The sequence below is a fragment of the Salinispora goodfellowii genome (assembly GCF_059570675.1).
Genome location: NZ_JCANTD010000038.1, coordinates 15,773 through 37,634, shown reverse-complemented (window position 1 = coordinate 37,634; position 21,862 = coordinate 15,773). Strand labels below are relative to the sequence as shown.

The following is a 21,862-nucleotide window of genomic DNA, read 5'->3' as shown; positions in this document are numbered from 1 at the left end:
TCAGGTGCCACGTCTGGTCGGTGAAGCGGTCGACGACCTCACCGGTCGTCGCTAGCTCTCGCCAGGTTCGCCTGCGGTCGCAGGCCCCGTATAGATAGACCAATGCCTCAGCGTTGTCACCGATGAGGTTACGCAGCGTGGCTCGATTGTTTCGGTCGAGCAGCGTCACGTCGAAGCCGTCCGTGCCGTAGACGGCATGCACGAGACCGGCCAGTTGCGCGTCAACGCCACACTCCAGCTCAGCGAGACGGTCATGCACCCGGCACAGGTGGGCGTAGAGAGTGCCGCCGGGGTGCTGGATTTTCTCAGCTCCACGTTGCCCTAGCCAGCGCCGCACGTCAGCGTCCGCGCCCATGGCCCGACCTTACGTAAACCGCGTCCGGCCGTCAGCCCCCCAGCGTGGGCGGTTCGTCACACCGCTGCGCCCTTGTTTCCTCGGCTGTCCAGGCAGTTGGGTCAACGACATGGCTCGAATCGCGTTTGACGATGCGGACGCCGCGGCGTTCGAGGCGACCCGTCACCTTACCGACGTTCTCGACTGTTCGCCGCCGATGGCGCGGGAGTGTGCGATGGCGACGAGGCTGTTCTCCGATGATCAGTTGGAGCGGTTGCGGTCGTTTCCGGACATCAGCACGGAGGAGCTGATCCGGTACTTCACCCTGACGTAGGCGGACGTGGCGTTCCTGGACCCGGGCCGGGGGCCGGCGGACCGGCTGGGCTTGGCGGTGCAGTTGTGCACGCTGCCGTGGCTGGGGTTCGTACCGGACGATGTGCGGGCGGCGCCGCCGGTGGCGGTGGCCCGCCTGGCCGGGCGGTTAGACGTCGACCCAGGTGTGTTGGCCGGGTACGGCGCGCGTCCGCAGACACGTACAGATCATCTGCGGCTGGTCTGTGAGTACCTGGGGTGGAAGGCCGCCCCGGTCGGGTCGATGGTGATGAAGGAGCTGGAGGAGTTCCTGTGCGGGCGGGCGATGGAGCACGACTCGCCGACCACGCTGTTCTCCCTGGCCTGCGAATACCTGATTGCCACCCGGACGGTGCGGCCCGGGGTGGTGACGTTGACGCAGGTGGTCGCCACCGCCCGCACCACCGCGACAACCCTGACATACGAGCGGGTCACGCACCTGCTGACCGGGCAGTTGACCGCCGACCTGGACCTGCTGTTGAAGGTCGACGCCGGGCTGGGGATGACCCGGCTGGCGTGGCTGACCACCCCTGCGGTGGATGCCACCCCGATGGCGATCAAGCAGGCGATTGACAAGCTGATGTGGGTACGGGCGATGGACGCCCACACCCTGGACCTGTCGATGCTGGCCGCAGAGCGGCGCCGGTTTTGGCCACGGTCGGCCGCCGGTCGACGAACCAGGCCCTTGAACGGCGGGAGGACGTCCGCCGCTACCCGATCCTGCTGACGCTGGTGACGCAGTCTGCGGTCGACCTGCTCGACGAGGTGGTGGCGCTGTTCGACCAGGCGGTCTCGGCGCGGGAATCGCGGGCGAAGGCCAAGACCGACCAGGCCCTGGCGGAGCGGGGCAAGCGGGGCGAGGCCCGCCATGCGCTGCTGGAGCTGATCCTGCCGGCGCTGGCCGACCCTGGTATCCCAGACGAGCAGGTCGGTGGGCTACTACGCACCACGATCGGGATGGGCTGGTTGCGGAGGCCGTGTCAGTCGGCTGGTCACCGCTGCCGCGTGACCACGGCCGGCTGTCGCAGATGAACACTTCCTACAACTACCGGCGCCAGTTCGCCCCGATGGTGCTGTCGGCAATCGACTTTCGGGGCGGGCCGGGCACGGACGAGCTGATGCGCGCCGTGTCGATCCTGATCGAGCTCAACCGCACCGGTGCGAGGAAGGTGCCCGCTGGTGCCCCGGACGAGTTCGTGCCGGCCCGTTACCGCGACTACCTGACGCGGGCCCGCCGCGACGGCGACGACACCGCCTACCGGCACTACTGGGAGTTGTGTGTGCTACTTCGTGCCCGGCAGCCGCCGCTACGCCGACCCGGGGGCGTACCTGTTCGCCCCGGAGCGGTGGCAGTCGCGCCGGGACGAGTTCTGCGCCCTGGTCGGCAAGCCCGCCGACGGCCCGGCCGCCCTGGAACAGGGCCTGGCCGAGTTCCACGCGGCGGTGGCCGAGTTGGAGCGAACCCTGGCTGCGGCGTCGCCGGACGATATCGGCGCGGTGCGCCTCGATGAGCAGGGCCGCCTCGTCATCCCGCCGCTGTCGGCCGAGGACATCCCGGCCGAGGCGAACGCGCTCAAGCAGGAACTGGCCGGGATGCTGCCGTTCGCGCCAATCGCGTCGCTGCTGATCGAGCTGGACCACCGCACCGGGTTCCTGTCCTGTTTCACCCACGCGGGCGGCCACAAGCGTGCGATGTCGGCCGAGGCGAAACGCAACATCCTGGCCGTGCTGATCGCGAACGCCACGAACCTGGGCCTGGTCAAGATGGCCGAGGCCTGCGGCGTGCCGTACGAGGTGCTCGCTTGGACGCAGGAGTGGTACGTACGTGAGGACACCCTGCGCGAGGCCAACACGATGATCGTGAATCACCACCACCGGCTGGAACTGGCGAAGGTGTTCGGAGGCGGCACCATGTCGTCCTCGGACGGGCAGCGGTTCCCCACCCGCGGCAAGACAATCACCGCGCGGGCGATGAACGTGCACTTCGCCGAGCAGGGCCTGTCGACCTACACGCACGTGTCCGACCAGCACTCCACGTTCGGCACCAAGGTGATCGTGCCGACCCACCGCGAGGCGCACTACGTGCTCGACGACTTCCTCGGCAACGCCACCGACCTACCCATCCGCGAGCACGCGACCGACACCCACGGCGTAACCCTGGTCAACTTTGCCCTGTTCGACCTGGTGGGCAAGGCGCTCACGCCACGCATCCGGGACCCGGGGAAGATCACCCTGTGCCGGGACGAGACCCCGGCAGCCACCACTAACGACCTGGAACGATTCCCTCCCTGGCTGGGCCGTCCGCCCGTTCTGCCCGCCGGCTTCGGTGACTCGGACTGGGACTTCTGGTCCGGCACCTACGAGATGGGCGGCATCTGGGGGACGAACGTCCCGGACGCCTCCGCGCCCTACGCCGACTACAACATCGCGAGCGACGGCTGCGACGAAATCGGGGTGGAAGTCGGCATCGACTTCCCGCGCCAGCTGGCCCAGGACACGCTGTACCTAGCGTTCTTCGAACTGTACCCAGGCACGCAGAGTGCTTCGCGAATGGCCGCATCGGTGAGCATGAAGAGCAACGACTGCAACGACCTCGGGCTGTCCCCACAAACCGACTGCATGGGACTGAACACCGATCGGGACCCTCCAGCGGGATTCGACGGCAGCGCCACGCTGGTCAACGCCCCCCGGAACTGGACGGTGCCGGCCTGCTTCCTGATGGGAGAGGGGTTCACCGCCCCGATCCGCTACGCCCCAGGTGAAAGCGGCTGCCCAACCGTGATCTACAACTAACATCTTCACTGAGTGACAACCCAGGCGACCACGAAGCAAACTATGCCCCGTGGTCGCCTGGCATAGCAGCCACTGTCAGCCTCGGAGATGATCGGGATGTCGCAGCAGCGTCCTCGGCGCCGGTTCAGCCGGGACCAACTGTTTCTCCTGTACCTCACCACCGGGTGCACAGCCGGAGTGGTCGGCGCGGTCACCGGTGGGGTCGGGCTGCTGGTGATGTCCGCCCTGAGAGTCGGATGTCGCCCAGCCGGCGGGGATGTGCTGCCCGGGGAAGATCTGCAGTGTCCCGACGGCACCGGCAAGGTGCTTCCAGCGCTGGTGCTCGTGGGCCTCGGCTGTCTTGCCGTCCTGGCGGCAGCGGCGGCGCTGATCAGCCGACGGGCCGACGCAGCGACGATTGCCCGGATGTCCCGGCATTCTATGTGGTTGGCCACCGGGGTGGTGGCGGTCCCGGCTTTGATCTGGGTCAGCTTGGTATCCACCCCCGCTGCCACAGCGAGAGGTTCTTGGGGTGTCGCGGCGAGCGCGTTCGCGGCTACCGTTTTCGTAACGATCCCTCTGATCACGTCGTACGTGTGGCCGGCACGCACGACCGCCGTGTTGGCCGCGTGTCTGGCGGTCCCCGTCGCCGTCGTGCTGGTCGGCTGGTGGCTGCCGCTACTCGTGCCCATCGGTATGCCGCTAGCCGCCATCTGGCTGATCGCACTGTGGCTGTTGCGGGCAGCCCGACGGGTGAACCCACCAGCCAATCCGACCGCGGTAGATAGTCCTGCTCTTTTCTGACAACCCAGCCCTGTCAAGATTTTTTTAGACGCCGAGTTGTCGCCATCCCCGCCCGGTGACGGCGATCCGGGTCGGGCCGTCGTGGTCGACCAGGTCCATCCACAGCGTCCCGGGGTCGCCACTGGCTTGGACGATGGCCGCCGCGGCGACGTGCCGGCGGGCCGCCGGCCTCGTGGGCTGCTTGTCGCGTAGCAACGCGAGCAGGTCGCGGTCACCGGCAGCTCGTCGTTCCCGATGGCCAACTAATCCTGAGTCAGGTCGGCGTCGCCGTCGATGAGGTGCTCCAGGCGCTGCGCCGCCCGCCGCACTTGCTGAGCTTCGGCGGCCGGTGGCTGAACTCGGCGAGGTCCGCCAGCTCGTCCAGGTGCCGGGCGGCGGCCTCGGCCTCGGCCGGGTCCAGGTGCAGCGGGGCTGTAGACCCCCCGGCCGCGTGTACTCGTTGCCGGCGGGGTCGAACGTGATGAAGGAGCTGGAGGAGTTCCTGCGTGGCCGGGCGATGGAGCGCGACTCGCCGACCACGCACGCCGCCTCCGACCCGCTGCGCGCCGCCGGGCAGGCCGCCGACGCCGGCCGGACTGTCCAAGGCGATGGACGCCCTCGAACAGGCCGCCGCCGATGCGGCCCTGCACTACAACATCAGGCGGCCTGATCCGCATGACCGACTGACCGACGTCCGGCTGGGGTACCCCAACACCACAGACACCATCAGCATCAAGAAGCGTCGGAATAGGGTGATGTATGGTTTTTCTTGACGCCCGTCCGGTGGCTCCATGGAGTCCAACCTGACAAACCCGGTCAGGAACGGTGGAACGATGCGCGTCGGCTACGTCAGGGTCAGCACCGTCGACCAGAACACCGTCCGGCAGCTCGACGGGATCGAGGTGGAGCGCGTCTTCACCGACAAGGCCTCCGGCAAGGACACCGCCCAGCCGAAGCTCGACGAGCTGATAGCGTTCGTCCGCGACGGCGACACGGTGATCGTGCACTCGATGGACCGGCTCGCCCGTAACCTCGACGACCTGCGCCGGCTCGTCCGGACATTGACCGGCAAGGGCGTGCGGGTGGAGTTCGTCAAGGAGAGCCTGACCTTCACCGGCGAGGACTCGCCGATGGCCACCCTCCTGCTGAGCGTCATGGGCGCCTTCGCCGAGTTCGAACGCGCCCTGATCCTCGAACGCCAACGAGAGGGCATCGCCGCAGCCAAGCAGCGCGGCGTGTACACCGGCCGCAAACCCGCCCTCACCCCAGGGCAGGCTACCCGCATCCGCGAACGCGCCGCCGTCGGCGAACGCAAATCCGACCTGGCCCGCGAGTACGGCATCAGCCGCGAGACTGTGTACAGCTACCTACGTTCCGAGGCGACGCACGCAGAGGCCGGCAGCCAGTAGTCCTCACGCACGGCTATCCAGCCCAGCTCAGGCCATATCCGTTGGTTTTTCGGCGTGTACTACCGGGACCCCTGGCAGACGACACCAGTGTCCGGTCCCGTTTCAGATGACATGTCGGCACTCCTGTGAGCTGGGATTTATCAGTTCCATCGGGGCGTTCACGCGGTTGTTGTCCCGTTGTATCTGATAAGGGCAGAACGGGATCGCCAGCTGTTCTGTCGATAAGGCGAGGCGGCTTACCCATCAAGATTCGCCGTTGCTGTCCGGAGTTGGCTCAGCCACTCGATGCCAAGTCGGCGGCCGTCGGGGAACTGGTCGTCGCGATCCCAGCGCCACACTGTGATCATCGCCAGCACGAGAATCCGGCAATCTCGGAGCAGCCGGTGATCGGCGCCCGGGTAGCGGTCGCCGACGTCGTCGGGCGCGTGGGCCAGGTCGAACTCGATCGGCCCGCGGCAGCACGCCTCGAAATCGATGAAAAGAGGGCCGGTTCGGGTCGAGATCAGGTTGCCGGGATGGGGTTCGCCGTGCAGGAGTTGCTCGGGTCGGCCGCTCTCAGTGACCGCTTGTCGCATCCGGTTCAACGTCCTGGCGAGGAAGATCCGGTCCGGGGCCGACAGTTCCGGCGTTCGGGCGCGGTCGGCCACCAGCGTCTGGGCTGCGGAAGCCCGGTCCGTGAAGTGCGGGGCGGGCACGTCGATCTCGCGCATTCCGGTGTGCAGACGTTCGAGCGCGGTCACGTATTCCGCGTTGGGGATCGGCTGGGTAGTCATCGGTTCGTAGTAGGTCCAGAGGGTGACCACGTAGTCACCTCGGACGAAGACCTGAGGCGATTGGAGCGCGGCCACCGGGCTTCCGGCTTCTGCAAGCCGCTGAGCGACATCCACTTCAAGCTGGGCGCATTGGTGCGCGGCCGGCGCCACCCGGGCAAGCACGTCGCAGGGCTGTAATCGCAGGGTGAGCGTGTTGGAGTTATGCAGGACAGCGGTCTCGCGGGCGATGAGGCCGAGAGAGGTGGCGCTCGAAAGGGCTGCCCGTGTTGCCCGCTCAGTCTCATATGTATGCATCGGAGCACCGTAGTTCCCTGGTCGTGACGTAGCAGCCGCATTTCGGGGTCCTGTTTCCGGTCGACCTCCGTCGAGCTGGGTTCATCGGATCGATCGGAGTCTCCATCCGGCGCTTGCTCCGCTATGTCTGGTGGGAGCGAAATCGGGCTGGTCGCTGCTGAGGCGTGTGTGTCGGTCTTCGGGGTCGATCCAATCGTGGATCGGGTTGCGATGACTCGGCTCCCAGTCGGAGAGCAGCGTCCATTCACATCTGCTCGCAGGCCGCCTCGGTCGCCGTGAACGCCTCGGCATCACGTGGCTTGATCCGCTGCGCTGGTCGGCAGTCGACCACCACCGCGGACCCATCCACCCGCCGCGCGAAAAAGTCCGGCGCATGCGAACGAACCCGGCCACCGGCGGGCCAAAAGGAGCCAGAACGGTTGCGGGGCGAAACTCGTGACCGTGGCGTCGAAGTCCAACGCCATCGCTTCGTCCCGCTCCAACCACGACTCCACACCGACGTGACCGCCGACGGATGCCGACCAGTACAAGCCCGGATAGTTCCGTTGCCCCTTGTAGGACGGAAACGACCGCACCGGAGGAACACGCTCAAACGCCACCCCCAGCACGTCCGCGAACAGCCGCCGTACCTCTCCCTCGTCAGGGTCGACGTAGCCAACCTCGAACTCCGAAGGATCCGAACGCCGGCTGCCCGCCACCGACCAAAGATCCGCGACCACCGTGCTCCCCACCGGCTCAGGGGCGCAGCGGCGGGGAACCACCTTGCGGTACGCGATACGCCACCCGGCGGCTTCTCTGCGGACGACGTCCTCGTAGACCACACTGCCCGCACGGCCGTCGGCGTAGATTCCGATCGCCTTCGAGCGCACCCGCACCATGCCGTCCGGATCCTCGCTCACGCAGATGTTCGTGACGTGATGACCGACCGGGTTCGCGTCACCCAACGCCAGACTGGCCTCGCTGATCGCTTCATACCCGCGCAGCTCGCCCCGACCGAACGCGGACACGTCATAGACGACGTCCGCGCAGAACAGCTCGTCCATACGCCCGAACTCGCCGCTGTCCATCAGATGGCCGTGCAACGCCACCAGCTCATGCACCGCAAGCCTGTCCTCAACCGACAGCCCCACCCTCAGCTCCTCAACGACGGGGAGCGCATCGGCACCCGGCTCCACTGACGTCGATCTTTTTATCAGATCCGGTGGGCCGTTTGTCATACCTGTGGTCCGGCGTATCAGTTGCACAGGAACGTGTCAGCTACAGCGGGACCGGACAACCAGGACAACCAGCACTCGACCACGCGGCAGCGACTGCGGACGCCGATACACCATAACAGTCATTATGATGCATCGAAATTTTGTCCGTCTTGTCCGGTGCTAAGGATTGTCGGATTATCGGTAATAGAAATTCGATAATTAGGGGCGGCCGCACAGTTAGGGGCGTCCGCGAGAGCCTGATCGGGCTGGCCTGGGTGTCGACCGACGCCCAGGAACTCGCTCGGCAGATCGACGCGCCCAAGGCGGCCTGGCTGCGGCCGGATCTACCTCGACAAGGCATCCGGCAAGAAGGGCACGACCCGCCCAGGGCTGACCGCGGCCCTCGAGCACATACGCTGCGGTGGCACCTTCGTCGTGCTCGACCTGACCCGGCTGGGCCGCGATACCCGAGAACTGCTGGCCAGCATCGACGATGACCTGCACGCTCACGGCCACCACTTTCGTACTCCGACGGCGTCGTGCTCGACACCAGTGATGACATGTCCGGGGAAATGATCTTCACCGTGTTCGCCGCCATCGCCACGTTTCAGCGCCAGCAGATCGTCAAGGGCACCCGCGAAGTTCTCGACGCCGCCCGCGCCCGCGGCCGGGTCGGGGGTAGGCCGCGGGCGCTGAGCGCCGAGCAGGTCACCGACGCGCAGATCCTATTAAGCGCTGGTCAGACTCAGGCCGCTGTCGCCGGCAAGCTCGGCGTGTCCCGGTGGACCCTCAAACGTTCTCTGGACTTCGTCGTGGGGATCTGACGCGCCTGGACTTATGAGCACGGGTTCCTGCGGTGTTCGCGTTCGGCGCTGCGGGTCCTTGCTTGTGTGAGCAGTCGTTCTACCTCGTCCGCGGTGGCCGGGCCTGGGTTGACCACGCTCGCCCAGCCCTGCACGGCATAGGCGGGATGGGGCATCAATCGGTCGATCTGCGCGAAGTCGATCTCGTTACTGTGCACGGCGAATTCCTCCGGGCCGTAGCCGAACAGGTTTCGGAACTCGTCGCGGCCTACTTCGATGTTGAGCCGGTACCGTCCCGGCTCGCACAGGCGGGACTGCTCGTCGAAGCCGGGCACGTCGTGCCCGACGACCGTGGCGAACGGACGTTTCCGGTCCTCGCCAGCGAAGAAGAACCGGTCGCCCCAGGTGTAGGGCGGCATGTCGGAGTCTGCCTGGATCCGGGTCTCGGTCACCCCGGGAAGGCCGGCGATCCGCGCGGCGTCGGCCGCGCCGGGTTCGGAGCCGATGTGCAGGATCGCGTCGCAGGTCTCGATCGTTGCCTTGTCCAGTGGGAAGTGCCCGGGTAGTTCCACCACGCGTTCGCGCAGGTCGTCACCGGCCGGGGGCGAGAAGATCCCCGTCTGTGCTCCGAGCCGGTCCTCGTAGGTGCCGGGCTGCGGTTGCCCGAGGCCGACCGGAGCGCTGGCCCCGAGGCTGCCAGCCACATACAGGTACTTGTCCCCGAGCAGCGGCGACACGATCGAACCGGCACCATTCCACTGGGCGGCCAGGTCCTGGCCGTCCCAATGGGTGTCCCACCGGGACGGGGACCGTTGCAGATGGACGTTGTGGGCGGAGACCAGGACTCGCCCCCGGTCCCGCTCGAGGGCGAGGATGTCGAGCAGATTCTGCGCCATCAGCGCATCACGAACGGCGAGCAGGCGACCGATCCGCTGTGACTGGGTGCCGGGTTCGGCCATGGCGGCATGGTAGGTGAGCAGGCCGATCACGGTGGTGGCGAGCACCCTGGCGCGGTGGAACGCGTACGTGCCGGTCTCGGCGATCAGACGGGGTGCGTCGACGTGCAACTGGGTGCGGAGGTCTTCGGCCAGGCCGCGTAGTGCGGCGGCCTGTGGTGAGCGTCCGGGAGATCGGGTCGCGTCGAACATGATTTCCTGGTCGGTCCAGCGGTTCTCGTCACCGACCAGGCGGTCCAGGTCGGGTGCCGGCACGTCGAGGTAGTCGTACAACTCGCGCAATAGCGGGCCGGGGCTGGGGGCGCCGGTGATCTCGGTGGGCGCGTCGAAGCCGTGGAAGGTGATGCGTTGCTCGGGCGGCAGCGTTGTGTTGTGCGCGCGCAGCCAGTCGACCAGTTCGCGGGTCGCCGGGTGGGCGCCCCAGCCGTGGCTAATACCGGTGTCCAAGTCCACGTCGTCGCAGCGGCCCTGCACGTAGTCGTTGACGGCGAGGCCGGCGGCGCGGTCCGACTCGATCGCGATCGACCGGAAGCCGTGCCCGGCGAGTGTTTCCAGGATCCGGTTACGCAGACGCGGGAACGCCGGTTCGCCGTGGTACGGCTCGCCGATCGCGAGTAGGTGTGGCCGGCGGGTGGCGAGCAAGGACGTCAACTCGGTGTCGAAAACCATGATCTTAACCGTATCGTTGAACCACCGGTTGAACTTTTTCCGTTATCCCCAGGGGAACCGCCGTTTGAAGCCTCAAACCCGGGTATCGGCCAGTGGATCTGGCACGGGCATGGACTGTCGCCGCAAGCGGTCCGCAACTACGAACAGGCCGGGGTGATCCCGCCCGCCGCCCGGACCGCGACCGGCTACCGGGCTACCCCGACGACCATGCCAGGGCGCTGGCCGTGCTCGACAGCGTCCATCTGTAGCTGCACCGTGGCCGGGAGACCGTGGAGTGTGTCGCCTCGGCGGCCGCCGTGCTCACCTCGGGCACACCGGGCCACGCACTCTTGTTGAGATCATGTCAGTGGACCACACGACGGCGGCCGAACCGCCGAACGGGATGATGACGGGATGCCCCACGAACAGAAGATCGTTTACGGCAAGCTCGTGCGTGATCGCATTCCGGAAATCATCACCGCCGATGGTCAGATCCCAAGGGTCCGGGTACTGGACGAACCGGACCTACTTCCTGCGCTGATCGCGAAACTGCACGAGGAGGCGGAGGAGGTCGCAACCGCCGAGCCGAACGCGCGACTTCGTGAACTTGCCGACGTGCGCGAAGTACTCGCCGCCCTGACGATCGCGTCTGGCTTCACCGAGGTGCAAGTAGAGGAGGCGGCTGCCAGCAAGCGCGCCGAGCGCGGCGGGTTCACCCAACGCCTCTGGCTCGACGAGGTACTCATCCCCTGACGGGTGAAACTGGGGTACAGCCAAGGTACGGCGGAAACCGGCAATAGGCGGTAACGCGCCTTGATGGGGTGAGCGCCAAGGTGCGGCCGCAAGGGGCGGTAACCTGCGCTCTGCTTATGGTTTCCGCTGTTCAGATGGCTTCGGCGGGCAGCTTGGCCAGGTGACGGTAGATGGTGGGCCGGGTGACGCCGAACTCGGCGGCGATCTGCTCGACGGTGTGTACCCGGCGTCCGTCGGGTCCGGTCTCCTCATACATCTGCTGGGCGATTTTTGCCTGACGCGGGGTCAGTTTGGGTTTCTGCCCGCCGGTGCGACCGCGGGCCCGGGCGGCGGCCAAGCCGTCGAGGGTGCGTTCGGACATCAGCGCGTGCTCGAACTCGGCTATCGAGCCGAGGATTTGGAAGAACATCCGGCCCATCGCGGTGGACGTGTCGATGTTCTGGTCGAGCACGACCAGGTCGACGTTGCGATCCTGCAACTGGGCGGACAGGTCGATGAGGTTCTCCAGCGAGCGGCCGAGCCGGTCCAGCTTGGTGACCACGAGTTGGTCGCCGGGTCGGTGGGCGACCAGCAGCGCCTTGTCGAGCTCGGGGCGGCGGGCGAGTTTGCCGGACGCCTTGTCGACGTAAATCTGTTCGCAGCCGGCCGCGGTGAGCGCGTCGTGTTGGGCGTTGGGGTTCTGGTCGCGGGTGGAGACCCGCCCGTAGCCGATCCGCATGACCCTGACTGTATCGCGAACCTCTGAAAGCGTTACGAAGGCGCGGACACGGGTTGTGTTACAAGGCCGGCCTGGGCGAACGTCCATGCCGCCAGGGTGTATCGCGAACGAACGTTAGCGTTCACCGTCAGGAGCGACTATGAAAGGCTGACATGTCCCGTCAGGTTTTTCTGTCAAGGTCTCCGTCATGGATCTTGATTTGGCAGGCAAGGTTGCTGTGGTAGCTGGGGCGACTCGCGGTGCGGGGCGCCAGATTGCCGTGCAGCTTGGTGCCCGCGGGGCGACGGTGTATGCCACCGGCCGCAGTACCCGCGCGCATCGATCGGAGATGGACCGGTCGGAGACGATCGAGGAGACTGCTGAGCTGGTGACTGCGGCCGGTGGTAGGGGGATCGCTGTCCAGATCGATCACCTCGTCGCGGAGCAGGTGCGTGCGCTGGTGGAGCGCGTCGATGCTGAGCAGGGGTGCCTGGACATCCTGGTCAACAACATCTGGGGTGCGGAGCTGTTGTTCAGCTGGGACCAGAAGCTGTGGGAACACCCCCTGGAAACCGGCCTGCACATCTTGCGGCTGGCGGTCGATACCCACGTCATCACCAGCCACTTCGCGCTGCCATTGCTGATCCGCCGACCGGGTGGCTTGGTAGTCGAGATGACCGACGGCACCGCGGAGTACAACCGTACGAACTACCGGGTGTCGTTCTTCTACGACCTGGCCAAGACCTCGGTGCTGCGCATGGCGTTCGCCCAGGCTCAGGAGCTGGCCTCGTTCGGTGCCACCGCGGTGGCCCTGACGCCGGGCTGGATGCGTTCGGAGATCATGCTGGAGCACTTCGGGGTCACCGAGGCCAACTGGTACGACGCCACGGCCACCGAACCTCACTTCGCGATTTCGGAGAGCCCCGCCTTCGTCGGCCGGGCGGTCGCCGCGCTCGCGGCCGACCCGGACATCGCCCGGTGGAACGGGCAGTCGCTGTCCAGCGGGCAGCTGGCTCAGGTCTACGGCTTCACTGATCTCGACGGTAGTCGCCCGGACTGCTGGCGGTACCTGGTCGAGGTCCAGGACGCCGGCAAGCCGGCGGACGTCACCGGCTACCGCTGATACAAGTCGGCCAGCCGCTGTGCCGCAACCCGCATCTGCTCGCGCAACGGCTGAGGCGCCAGCACCTCCACTTCCGGGCCCAGGCGTAGCAGCTGGTCGTAGGCGACCTCGGCGGACTCGACGGGCAGGCGAGTGACCACCCAGCCCTGTTCGTCGGGTCCGCCCGCCGCGGCGGTGGCCGCCTGCACCGCGGGCGGCTCGACGGCGAACCGTAACGCCCGCAGCCCGGCCTGACTCAGTCGTACCGTCACCTGCTCGGCGAGCATCCCGCGGACGAACTGCGCCGCCCGTTCAGCCCACACTGCCGGCAGGTCAAAAGACTCCTCGCGGACGAACCGCTGATCAGTGACCTCGACGCCTACGACTCGGTCGACGCGGTATACCCGCAGGTCCGCGCCGACCCGCGCGACGAGGTACCAGATCCCCGCCTTGAGGACCACGCCGTAGGGCTGCACGGTGCGCGTCACCTCGTCATGTCGATGGTAACGAAGGATCACCGTCAGGTCCTGCCACACCGCGCGGACCAAGACGCTCAGCGCAGGCGGCGGGTCGCTGTCGTGAAACCACCCCGGCACATCGAGGTGGAAGCGTTGCGCCGCCTGCGCCGCCGCATCACGCAACTCGGCTGGCAGCGCCGCGCTGACCTTGAGCTGGGCGGTGGCCAGCACATCGCCGAGTCCCATGTCTCGCGCCGGGCCGTACAGACCGAGCAGAAACAATGCCTCAGCCTCAGCCCGGCTGAGTCCGGTTAGCCGGGTGCGGTAGCCATCGACCAGTCGGTAGCCGCCGTGTCGTCCCTGTTCGGCGTAGACCGGCACCCCCGCAGCGGCCAATGCGATGATGTCGCGGTAGACAGTCCGTTCTGAGACGCCTACTTCACCCGCCAACTCCGCTGCGGTCATAGCTCCCCGCGCCTGCAGCAGCAGCACCATCGAGAACAGCCGGGACATACGCACATCCGCAATCTTGGCCGTACAAGCCAACACCCGACACCTCGCCCACCCAGCACGCCCAGACTTGAGGGCGGCGAGCCATCAGGGGACCAGTCCTCCCCGCCCGCGTCAGGATCACGCAGCGGCCGCCGGGCACCACCGAGCTCATTCGGCGACCGTCACCGGGGCTGTCTCGCTAGCGGTGTTTCCGGCGATCTTGGTTAGTAGGTTTCAGCGGCTGGGAAGCGGTCGCTGAAGGTGATGGCGAAGGCGTTCAACGCGGGTTTCCCGCGCATCGTCCATCGGGTTCTGCCTGCTCCGGTGGGGTCCAGGGAGCGAGTCACCAGGTACAGACACTTCAACGCGGCCTGCTCGTTGGGGAAGTGGCCGCGGGCCTTGACCGCCCGCCGGTAGCGGGCGTTGAGCGACTCGATCGTGTTGGTCGAGCAGATGACCTTGCGGATCTCCAGGTCGTAGTCGAGGAACGGGATGAACTCCGCCCAGGCGTTGTCCCACAAGCGGATCACCGCCGGATACCGGCCGCGCCACTTGTCGGCCAGGTCGTCGAACGCCGCTCGGGCGGCGTCGGCGTTGACGGCGGTGTAGATCGGCTTGATGTCGCGTTTGATCTCGTCCCAGTACTTGCGGGAGGTGAGCCGGAAGGTGTTGCGGATCAGATGGACCCGTCAAAGAACAACCTGTCGATTCTCGGTCTTCCGGTCTGCTGCTGATGGATGCTCGACAGAGGCAAGAAGGTCGGTGGAGGTGGCGTGTCGATGCTCAGCGGGGGTGATGGTGATGCGGCGGTCGTCGAGGATGGGTAGGACGTCGTTGATGGCGTTGCGGAGGGTGTTGCGGCAGACGTCGAACAGTTCGGCGAGGGTGTCGAGGCCGCAGACTCGTCGTCGGTAGAGAATCGTGGCGAGGATCCGGTCGCTGTCGGTGATCTTCTGTCGGAAGACCCCGGCACGGGTGCCCAGCCGTCGATCGCCGCCGCGTTGGCGGTGGCGGCGTTCTTCGATCGCGGCGGCGTAGGGAATGATCAGTTCTTCGAGTAGGCCGTGCAGTGCTTCGCGGCTCATTCCGGTCAGCTGTGGGTCGGTCAGCCGGTAGCGGGCTGGCAGCGTGGGCGGGTGCTCGGCGGGTCCGGCGTTGGTGATCCAGGCACGTAGGTCCTCAGCTCGGGTGAAGTAGCGCACGACGGTCGGGGTGATGCTGATCCTCTGTTCGTCGATGAGCTGGCGGGTGGCCTTGATGGCCTGGCCGATCGTGACCGGGTTGATGCCGAGCAGGTCGCAGAGCACTTTCTGCGGGCAGACTTGCCACAGGTAGAGGACGGTGAGCAGGACCTCGTCGGCGTCGCGGAGCAGCGATCGGCTGCGGCCGGTGGTGGCCACGCGCCGGCCGCCGCGCAGCACGTAGCGGTGTTGTTCGCTGCGGGCTGCCTGGGCCGGTGCGAGCCGGGTTCGCAGTGCGTCCAACTCCGTGGTGCTCATGCCGGTCAGTTTCGGGTCGGCGAGCAGTTGCAGGGTTTGAGCCCTGGCCACGGCGCGTTGGTCGGCGCGTGGCGGCGTGATGCCGGCCCTGCTGCCGGTCGGGGCGATGCTGTAGTTCCACTGGCCGTGCTCGGAGTGCGGGGTGATTGGCAGGGCCTGCAGTTGGTCGCGGCTGACTGCCACGCCGGTGGGGTAGGTGCCATGGTCGAGGACCGCCTCGACCCGCAGCCCGGTCTGGGTCGTGGTGGCGGCGATCGTGTTGAGGACGACTTCGTGGCTGGTCAGGGGACGGCCTCGCCAGTTGGTGGTGATGTGGGAGAACAGGCGGTGTTCGATCTTGTTCCACTTCGAGGTGCCCGGTGGGAAGTGGCAGACCGTGACGGTCAGGCCCGTTTCAGCGGCGAACGCGGCCAGTTCGGCTTTCCAGAGCCGGTAGCGGTAGCTGTTCGACCCTCCGGCGTCCGCGGTGATCAGCAGGCGTGTGGCGTGCGGGTAGTCGAGGCGACCTCGGGCGTGCCACCAGGCGCGGATCGAGGCGACCGCGAACGCGGCGACGTCGTGGTCGAGGCCGACGTTGACCCAGCCGGTGTTCGTGGTCATGTCGTAGATTCCGTAGGGGATTACCGTGTCCACTCGTGGGCCGGCGAAGAAGCTGTGGTCTTCGACCTGGATCGGCTCTCCGGACGGACGCCACTGCCGGCCGGCCATCGGCAGCAGCCCCACCTGTTCCTTCTTCTTCGCGTCCACGCTGATCACCGGCTGCCCAGCGGCCTGATGGTCTTTGACCTGGTCGTTGAGATAACGGAACTGGGCGTCCCGGTCGGGATGCTGAGCGCCTTCCAGGGTCTTGGCGGTGCCTTGCAGGCTGAACCCGTTGGCCTTCAACAGCCGCCTGACCGTCATCGCCGACACCGTTCTGCCCTGCCGGCCCAGTTCGGCAGCCAGATTACGTAGCGACTTCGTCGTCCACCGCAGCGGCGAGCACGGGTCGCCCCGCTCGTCCGGCTCCACTAGCCCGAGCAACGCCGGCACCAGCCCCGGATCACGCTCCTCAACGCGGCTGCGGCCGCCGCCAGCCTGACGGATCCTTCCAACCGGCAGCGCGACGGCACCGGCCCCCAGTTCGGACATACCCCGACGGACCGTGGTCTCGCTGACCTCCGCGACCAGCGCCACCGCCCGGATCCCGCCGTGACCGAGCAGCCGAGCCTCGACCCCGAGCAGCAGCCGCCGTTGCCGTTCATTCAGATGAGGCAGCAACGCGTCGAGCCGCGCCGCGAGCTGACCGCGCAAGACATCCAAAATAGCCACTATAGTCCAACGAGGACACCAACGGGAAGCAACAGGTTGTTCTTTGACGGATCCGATGGATCACGCAGGTCTGCACCACCGTGCGGGGCCACACGTTCGTCACGACCTCGGGCAGGCCCTTCAACCCGTCGCAGACGAGGAAGAACACGTCCTTGACGCCGCGGTTGCGTAGGTCGGTGAGCACGCTCATCCAGAACTTCGCGCCCTCACCACCTGCGCCGGCCCACAGACCGAGGATGTCCTTGTCGCCGTCGAGGGTGACGCCGATCGCGGCATAGAACGGCCGGTTGGCGACCTGCCCGTCACGGACCTTGACCACGATGGCGTCGATGAACACCGCGGCGTACATCTCGTCCAGGGGCCGGTGCGACCAATCCGCCATCTCCTCGAGCACCTTGTCGGTGATCCGGGAGATCGTCTCCTTCGACACCGAAGCCCCGTAAATCTCGGCGAAGTGCGCGCTGATCTCCCCGGTCGTGAGGCCTTTGGCATACAGCGACAACACGACCTCGTCGACCCCCGACAGGCGCCGCTGCCGCTTACGGACGATCTGCGGCTCGAACGTGCCCGCCCGGTCCCGCGGCACATCGATCTGCACCGGGCCGTTGCCGTCGGTCAACACCGTCTTCGACCGAGTGCCGTTACGGATGTTGCCCGACCCGACACCGGCCTGGTCGTGCTTTTCGTAGCCGAGGTGCTCAGTCATCTCCTCGTTCAACGCGGTCTCCAGGACCGTCTTGGTCAGCTGCTTGAGCAGCCCGTCCGGGCCCGTCAACGACAGCCCTTGTTCCTTGGCGGCTCGGACCAACTCGACGGCGGCTTTCGCCTCCGCTGTCGACTCGGGCCGCTTCTTACGTCCGGTCTGATCGTTCAGTGTCGCGGTCATCACGGCACCCTCCTCACCAGGCACAACGCCTGGCAAGTCAGGCCGGAAACACCGTTAGATCCACACTCCCCACTTCAGCTGCACCATGAACGCCAGCAGATGACTGTCCGAGCGCACCAGCCCGCTCGTCCACGCGATCTCCTCCGGCTGCGGCGTGTAGAACACGTGCAATTCCCGGGCCGACAGAAACCGCTTGAACCGCGGATACGCGGTCCGCTCGATCGACGTCACGTCACAACCCCAGACCCGTAAAGATCAACCCGGACGGATCGGGAACGTACCAAAAGATCAACAAAGTCGAAGACCGGCATCGATCAGCTCCGAGATACCGGCCCTCACCAGCGCAAAGCCAAAGGACCGCTCACCCTATTGCCGGTTTCCGCCGTACCTTGGCTGCACCCCAAACTCGGCTGCCCGAGTCTCCGGCGAACCAGCGCTGACGGTTCCCGGTGAACCCACCCTTCGGCTCAGCTCAACCCACGGGAAGCCATCAACCAGGTGGCGGATTTTTGGATCATCAGAATCCAGGGGCCCATCTGGCCGGCGGACCGATTCGGACGCGGCGCCGGGCGCAGATCCTTGGTGCGTGGCAGTCATCGAAGTCAGGGATCTTCGCAAGCGGTACGCGGATCTGATGGTGCTGGACGGGGTGTCGTTCAGTGTCGAGGAGGGCGAGATCTTCGGCATTCTCGGCCCGAACGGTGCCGGCAAGACCACCGCTGTGGAGTGTGTGGAGGGTCTGCGCCGGCCCGACGGTGGATCGATCCGGGTGCTCGGCCTCGATCCGATCGAGAACCGGGGCACACTGTGCGAGCAGACCGGCGTCCAACTCCAGGACACGCAGCTGCCGGACAACCTGAAGGTGTGGGAGGCACTGGACCTGTACGCCTCGTTCTACGCGAAACCCTGTGACTGGCGGGAACTACTGCAGCAATGGGGGCTGGAAGACAAACGCGATGCCCGGTTCGGCAAGCTGTCCGGAGGGCAGCGGCAGCGGCTGTTTATCGCGCTGGCGTTGGTGGGCGACCCACGTGTGGTGTTCCTGGACGAGCTGACCACCGGCCTGGACCCACAGGCCCGCCGCGCCACCTGGGCTCTGATCAAGCAGATTCGCGCGACCGGTGTGACCGTCGTTCTGGTCAGCCACTACATGGACGAGGTCGAGGAGCTGTGCGACCGTGCCGCCATCTTCGACCAGGGCCGCATCGTCACACTGGACACCCCGTCCGGCATTGTGGCCGAGATCGACGCCGAGTACGAGATGCGGTTCACGCTCATGGCCGGTGACCTGGCCGACGTGGCCGGCCTGCCCGGGGTGGTCCGGGTGACCAGGAACGGGGACTACATCGTCGTGACCGGCCGGGGTGACTTCGCGGCCGCCGTCACCGCCCAACTCGCCCGTGACCACGTACTGGTCAGCGACCTGCGCATCGACAGGCGCACCCTCGACGACGCGTTCATCGCCCTGACCGGCCAGCCCTTCGACTAGCCCTGTTTCGAACCGACAAAGGAAGGCGATTATGGGCAAGCTTGCCGTCGTCGAAGTGAAGCTGCTGGCCAGGGAGCCTGGGGCGATCTTCACGCTGCTGATTCCGCTGTTCATCCTGCTGGCGTTCGGCAGTTCTATCGAGCCCGGCGACACCGTTCTCCTACCGATGGCGTTGGCGATCGCCGTGGGACTGGTGGGGCTGTACCTACTGCCGACGACCCTGGCCACCTACCGCGAGCGAGGCATCCTACGTCGGATGTCCACCACGCCGGTCCGGCCCGCGAACCTGCTCGCCGTCCAGGTCATTCTGCAGCTGGTCCTGACGCTGACCACGGGTGCGCTACTGATCGCGATCGCCGGTACCGTCCTCAACGCTGATCTGCCCACCGCCGTGGGGCAAATCGCGGTGACGTTCCTGCTCGGCACCGGGGCCATGTTCGCCGTCGGCCTGCTCATCGCCGCACTCGCCCGCAGCGGCCGGACCGCCAACGGCCTCGGTGTGTTGCTGTACTTCCCGATGGCCTACCTCGCCGGGCTCATGCAACCCACCGACCAAATGCCGAAACTACTCGCCCGCGTCGGCGAGTACACACCGCTTGGCGCCTTTCGACAGAGCATGCACCAGCTGTGGACGGACACCACGCCCAGCCCGGTCCTGCTCGCGGTCCTCGCTGCCTATGCTGTGGCGATCAGCGCCGCGGCGGCCAGGTTCTTTCGTTGGGAGTGACCATGACGGAGCGGCCGGAACGGTGGGAGCGGCCGGAACGGTGGGAGCGGCCGGAACGGCTGGAACGGTGGGAGCGGCTGCAGGAACGGCAGCTGGCCCTGGCGCCCTACGTGCTGCTGGCGGTCGCCGTCGCTCTGTGCCTGGTGACAGGGGAACGGCCATGGCCGATGCTCGCGTTGGCCGCGGCCGCGGCCGGCTGGCTGTGGCTGGTGCCGCGTGGCCCCGCGTACGTCGCCGGGCTGGTGGCGTTGATCGGCCTGCTGTGCACGCAGGGGACCTGGTTCGCGCCGTTCTTCGGCTTCGTCGGCTACCTACACTCGTGGTGTTACCTACGAGGCCGTTGGCGCTTCGTCGGGGTGAGCGCTACTGCGGCGATCAGCGTCCTGACCTGCATCGGCGGGCCGCCCGAGGCCACCCCGGCCAGCGTCCTCACGTTCCTGTTCTTCACCGCGGCGATCGTGGGTGGGGTCGCGATGTTTAGCTTCATTGGTGACATCACCCGGGAACGCAGCGCCGAGCGCACCCGCATGGTCAAACAGCTCCAAGACACCATGCGAGAGAACGCCGGCCTACAGGCCCAACTGCTGATCCAGGCTCGTGAGGCGGGCGTCCTGGACGAGCGGCAGCGGATGGCCGCCGAGATTCACGACACGCTCGGCCAGGGCCTGACCGGCATCATCACTCAGCTACAGGCGGCGCGGCGGGCCGAGGACTGGCAGCGACACGTGGACATCGCCGTCCGGCTGGCCCGCGACAGCCTCACCGAGGCCCGTCGATCTGTACATGCGGTCGGCCCCGGACATCTGGCGGCGGCGCCGCTGGACCAGGCGCTGCGGGCAGTCATCACCGAGTGGGGGGAGCACAACGAGATGGCCGCCACGTTCACCGTCACTGGTACGGTCCGGCGCATGCATCCAGAGATCGAGGAGACGCTGCTGCGTACCGCGCAGGAGGCGTTGGCCAATGCGGCCAAACACGCCGACGCGTCCCGGGTCTCACTCACCCTCTCGTACATGGAGGATGTCACCATGCTGGATGTGCGTGACGATGGTGCCGGATTCGACCCGACGCAGGTCCGCGACGGTGGTGGTTTCGGCCTCAACTCGATGCGCAGGCGGGTGGACCGCCTCGCGGGCACCCTGGAGATTGAGTCGGCGCTGGGCGCCGGCACAGCGATCTCGGCCAGTGTCCCGGCGGTGGCCCGTGATTGAACCGCCGATCCGGCTACTCATCGTTGATGATCACCCCATCGTCCGGGGTGGCATCCGCGGGATGTTGGACGGCGACCCGCAGTTCGAGGTACTTGGCGAGGCCGCCAACGGCGCGCAGGCCGTGGACCTTGCCCGCGCGTTGGGTCCGGACGTGATCCTCATGGACCTGCGGATGCCCGGAATGGATGGCGTAGCCGCGATCCTGGAGCTGACCAGGGTGGGCGTAACGGCCCGTATCCTCGTTTTGACCACGTACGACACCGACCGTGACGTGCTGCCCGCCATCGAGGCCGGCGCCACGGGCTACCTACTCAAGGACACCGGCCGCGATGAACTCGCGCACGCGATCCACGCGGCCGCACGTGGCGAGGCGGTGCTGTCCCCGTCCGTCGCCACCCGGCTACTCGGTCAGGTGCGCACCCCGGTCAACGCGCTCAGCGCTCGAGAGCTGGAAGTCCTGACCCTCATCGCGAAAGGCACCACCAACCGTGAAGCTGCCAGGAAGCTGTTCATCAGCGAAGCAACTGTGAAGAGCCACCTGCTGCACGTCTACGCCAAGCTCGACGTCAACGACCGTGCCGCGGCGGTCGGCGAGGCGTTCCGCCGGGGCCTCCTCACTGTGGACAGGGGCTGAGCTCAGCCCCAGCGGCCGGTGCCCAGGCCACAGCTGCCACCAACCAAGGAAGCTAACCCTCCGTGATCGCCCAGGCGGCGAGAGCACCCACATAAGCGAGGGGCAGCGCCACCGCCGCGACCCCGACGAGACGCGGTGTACGTCTCTCGCCCTGGGTGTATGACAGCAGTGTCGCAATGGAGATCAGCATGCTGACAAGTGCGACGGTGACGTACCAGGGCATGCATACTCTCCGTTTCACCAACTTGTCGCGCGAAGTGTTACCTTGCGCGGAACCGTCAGCC

General features: G+C 66.8%; 24 protein-coding genes and 4 pseudogenes. 16 read left to right on the top strand and 12 right to left on the bottom strand.

What is annotated here, in order from left to right; all coding sequences use genetic code 11:
• Positions 1–355, bottom strand: a 355-nt coding sequence (locus T398_RS23575; protein ID WP_496448881.1) for a DUF6817 domain-containing protein, incomplete at its 3' end; no start/stop codon positions are given.
• Between the two features lie 109 nt (positions 356–464).
• On the opposite strand from T398_RS23575, the gene T398_RS23570 reads away from it, so the two are divergent.
• The 5 genes from T398_RS23570 to T398_RS23550 all read left to right on the top strand — a co-directional run bounded on the left by T398_RS23570 (position 465) and on the right by T398_RS23550 (position 4,261).
• Positions 465–668 (top strand): hypothetical protein, encoded by a 204-nt coding sequence (locus T398_RS23570; protein WP_496450054.1) that lies wholly within the window; start codon positions 465–467, stop codon positions 666–668.
• A 6-nt stretch (positions 669–674) separates the two neighbouring features.
• Positions 675–1,412, top strand: coding sequence for a DUF4158 domain-containing protein (locus T398_RS23565; protein ID WP_496450053.1), 738 nt, complete (start codon positions 675–677; stop codon positions 1,410–1,412).
• A 5-nt stretch (positions 1,413–1,417) separates the two neighbouring features.
• Entirely contained in the window at positions 1,418–1,717 is a 300-nt protein-coding gene (locus T398_RS23560) for a hypothetical protein (RefSeq protein ID WP_496450052.1), read from the top strand.
• Between the two features lie 246 nt (positions 1,718–1,963).
• Positions 1,964–3,478, top strand: a complete 1,515-nt coding sequence (locus T398_RS23555) for a Tn3 family transposase (protein ID WP_496450051.1) — start codon at positions 1,964–1,966, stop codon at positions 3,476–3,478.
• 96 nt (positions 3,479–3,574) lie between these two features.
• Positions 3,575–4,261, top strand: coding sequence for an adenylate cyclase (locus T398_RS23550; protein ID WP_496450050.1), 687 nt, complete (start codon positions 3,575–3,577; stop codon positions 4,259–4,261).
• 24 nt (positions 4,262–4,285) lie between these two features.
• Here T398_RS23550 and T398_RS23545 read toward each other — a convergent pair whose 3' ends face one another.
• Positions 4,286–4,456: a hypothetical protein gene (locus T398_RS23545; protein WP_496450048.1), complete on the bottom strand. Its 171-nt coding sequence runs from the start codon at positions 4,454–4,456 to the stop codon at positions 4,286–4,288.
• Between the two features lie 58 nt (positions 4,457–4,514).
• On the bottom strand, positions 4,515–4,844 hold the full coding sequence (locus T398_RS23540; RefSeq protein WP_496450046.1) for a hypothetical protein: 330 nt from the start codon (positions 4,842–4,844) through the stop codon (positions 4,515–4,517).
• A 4-nt stretch (positions 4,845–4,848) separates the two neighbouring features.
• On the opposite strand from T398_RS23540, the gene T398_RS23535 reads away from it, so the two are divergent.
• Together T398_RS23535 and T398_RS23530 are read left to right on the top strand one after the other, a co-directional pair.
• Complete coding sequence (locus tag T398_RS23535) at positions 4,849–5,013, top strand: hypothetical protein (protein ID WP_496450044.1); 165 nt, start codon at positions 4,849–4,851, stop codon at positions 5,011–5,013.
• 60 nt (positions 5,014–5,073) lie between these two features.
• Positions 5,074–5,649 carry a recombinase family protein gene (locus T398_RS23530; protein WP_496450043.1) on the top strand — a complete coding sequence of 192 codons (576 nt, stop codon included), beginning with the start codon at positions 5,074–5,076 and terminating at the stop codon, positions 5,647–5,649.
• Between the two features lie 236 nt (positions 5,650–5,885).
• Here the strand turns inward: T398_RS23530 and T398_RS23525 are convergent, their stop codons facing one another.
• Together T398_RS23525 and T398_RS23520 are read right to left on the bottom strand one after the other, a co-directional pair.
• Positions 5,886–6,716 carry a phosphotransferase gene (locus T398_RS23525; protein ID WP_496450041.1) on the bottom strand — a complete coding sequence of 277 codons (831 nt, stop codon included), beginning with the start codon at positions 6,714–6,716 and terminating at the stop codon, positions 5,886–5,888.
• A gap of 290 nt (positions 6,717–7,006) precedes the next feature.
• Positions 7,007–7,846, bottom strand: coding sequence for a nuclear transport factor 2 family protein (locus T398_RS23520; protein ID WP_496450039.1), 840 nt, complete (start codon positions 7,844–7,846; stop codon positions 7,007–7,009).
• Between the two features lie 408 nt (positions 7,847–8,254).
• Between T398_RS23520 and T398_RS23515 the strand changes: the two genes are divergently transcribed.
• Together T398_RS23515 and T398_RS23510 are read left to right on the top strand one after the other, a co-directional pair.
• A complete protein-coding gene (locus T398_RS23515) occupies positions 8,255–8,488 on the top strand; it encodes a recombinase family protein (RefSeq protein ID WP_496450059.1) in 234 nt (77 codons plus the stop codon).
• Entirely contained in the window at positions 8,452–8,736 is a 285-nt protein-coding gene (locus tag T398_RS23510; protein WP_496450037.1) for a recombinase family protein, read from the top strand. The genes T398_RS23515 and T398_RS23510 overlap by 37 nt, the downstream gene beginning before the upstream one ends.
• Before the next feature lie 11 nt (positions 8,737–8,747).
• On the opposite strand, the gene T398_RS23505 is transcribed toward T398_RS23510, so the two are convergent.
• Entirely contained in the window at positions 8,748–10,340 is a 1,593-nt protein-coding gene (locus tag T398_RS23505) for a DUF6194 family protein (RefSeq protein WP_496450036.1), read from the bottom strand.
• A gap of 92 nt (positions 10,341–10,432) precedes the next feature.
• Here T398_RS23505 and T398_RS23500 point away from each other — a divergent pair.
• Positions 10,433–10,549 (top strand): annotated as a pseudogene (locus T398_RS23500) (MerR family DNA-binding transcriptional regulator); the annotation flags it as partial.
• Positions 10,550–10,733: 184 nt separating this feature from the next.
• A complete protein-coding gene (locus T398_RS23495) occupies positions 10,734–11,072 on the top strand; it encodes a phosphoribosyl-ATP pyrophosphohydrolase (RefSeq protein ID WP_496450034.1) in 339 nt (112 codons plus the stop codon).
• Positions 11,073–11,202: 130 nt separating this feature from the next.
• Here T398_RS23495 and T398_RS23490 read toward each other — a convergent pair whose 3' ends face one another.
• Positions 11,203–11,790, bottom strand: coding sequence for a recombinase family protein (locus T398_RS23490; protein ID WP_018256037.1), 588 nt, complete (start codon positions 11,788–11,790; stop codon positions 11,203–11,205).
• A gap of 187 nt (positions 11,791–11,977) precedes the next feature.
• Here T398_RS23490 and T398_RS23485 point away from each other — a divergent pair, with 187 nt between their 5' ends.
• Entirely contained in the window at positions 11,978–12,892 is a 915-nt protein-coding gene (locus tag T398_RS23485; RefSeq protein WP_012015331.1) for an SDR family oxidoreductase, read from the top strand.
• Here T398_RS23485 and T398_RS23480 read toward each other — a convergent pair.
• From T398_RS23480 to T398_RS23460, 5 genes and pseudogenes are all read right to left on the bottom strand, one after another.
• The gene (locus tag T398_RS23480; protein WP_019033892.1) at positions 12,883–13,842 is read right to left on the bottom strand and encodes a helix-turn-helix transcriptional regulator; all 960 of its coding nucleotides are present in this window, start codon (positions 13,840–13,842) and stop codon (positions 12,883–12,885) included. The genes T398_RS23485 and T398_RS23480 overlap by 10 nt on opposite strands.
• Before the next feature lie 203 nt (positions 13,843–14,045).
• Positions 14,046–14,507 (bottom strand): annotated as a pseudogene (locus T398_RS23475) (transposase); the annotation flags it as partial.
• Between the two features lie 3 nt (positions 14,508–14,510).
• A complete protein-coding gene (locus T398_RS23470; protein ID WP_496450032.1) occupies positions 14,511–16,622 on the bottom strand; it encodes an ISAzo13 family transposase in 2,112 nt (703 codons plus the stop codon).
• A 10-nt stretch (positions 16,623–16,632) separates the two neighbouring features.
• Positions 16,633–17,517 (bottom strand): annotated as a pseudogene (locus tag T398_RS23465) (IS256 family transposase); the annotation flags it as partial.
• A 72-nt stretch (positions 17,518–17,589) separates the two neighbouring features.
• Positions 17,590–17,748 (bottom strand): annotated as a pseudogene (locus tag T398_RS23460) (DUF4158 domain-containing protein); the annotation flags it as partial.
• Between the two features lie 355 nt (positions 17,749–18,103).
• Between T398_RS23460 and T398_RS23455 the strand changes: the two are divergent.
• Genes T398_RS23455 through T398_RS23440 form a run of 4 tightly spaced genes read left to right on the top strand, consistent with a single transcriptional unit; the run spans position 18,104 to position 21,578 of the window.
• A complete protein-coding gene (locus T398_RS23455; protein WP_496450030.1) occupies positions 18,104–19,006 on the top strand; it encodes an ABC transporter ATP-binding protein in 903 nt (300 codons plus the stop codon).
• 31 nt (positions 19,007–19,037) lie between these two features.
• Positions 19,038–19,733 (top strand): ABC transporter permease, encoded by a 696-nt coding sequence (locus T398_RS23450; RefSeq protein WP_018215475.1) that lies wholly within the window; start codon positions 19,038–19,040, stop codon positions 19,731–19,733.
• A 2-nt stretch (positions 19,734–19,735) separates the two neighbouring features.
• Complete coding sequence (locus T398_RS23445) at positions 19,736–20,944, top strand: sensor histidine kinase (RefSeq protein WP_496450028.1); 1,209 nt, start codon at positions 19,736–19,738, stop codon at positions 20,942–20,944.
• Positions 20,937–21,578, top strand: coding sequence for a response regulator (locus T398_RS23440; RefSeq protein WP_496450027.1), 642 nt, complete (start codon positions 20,937–20,939; stop codon positions 21,576–21,578). The genes T398_RS23445 and T398_RS23440 overlap by 8 nt, the downstream gene beginning before the upstream one ends.
• Positions 21,579–21,862: the final 284 nt, after the last annotated feature.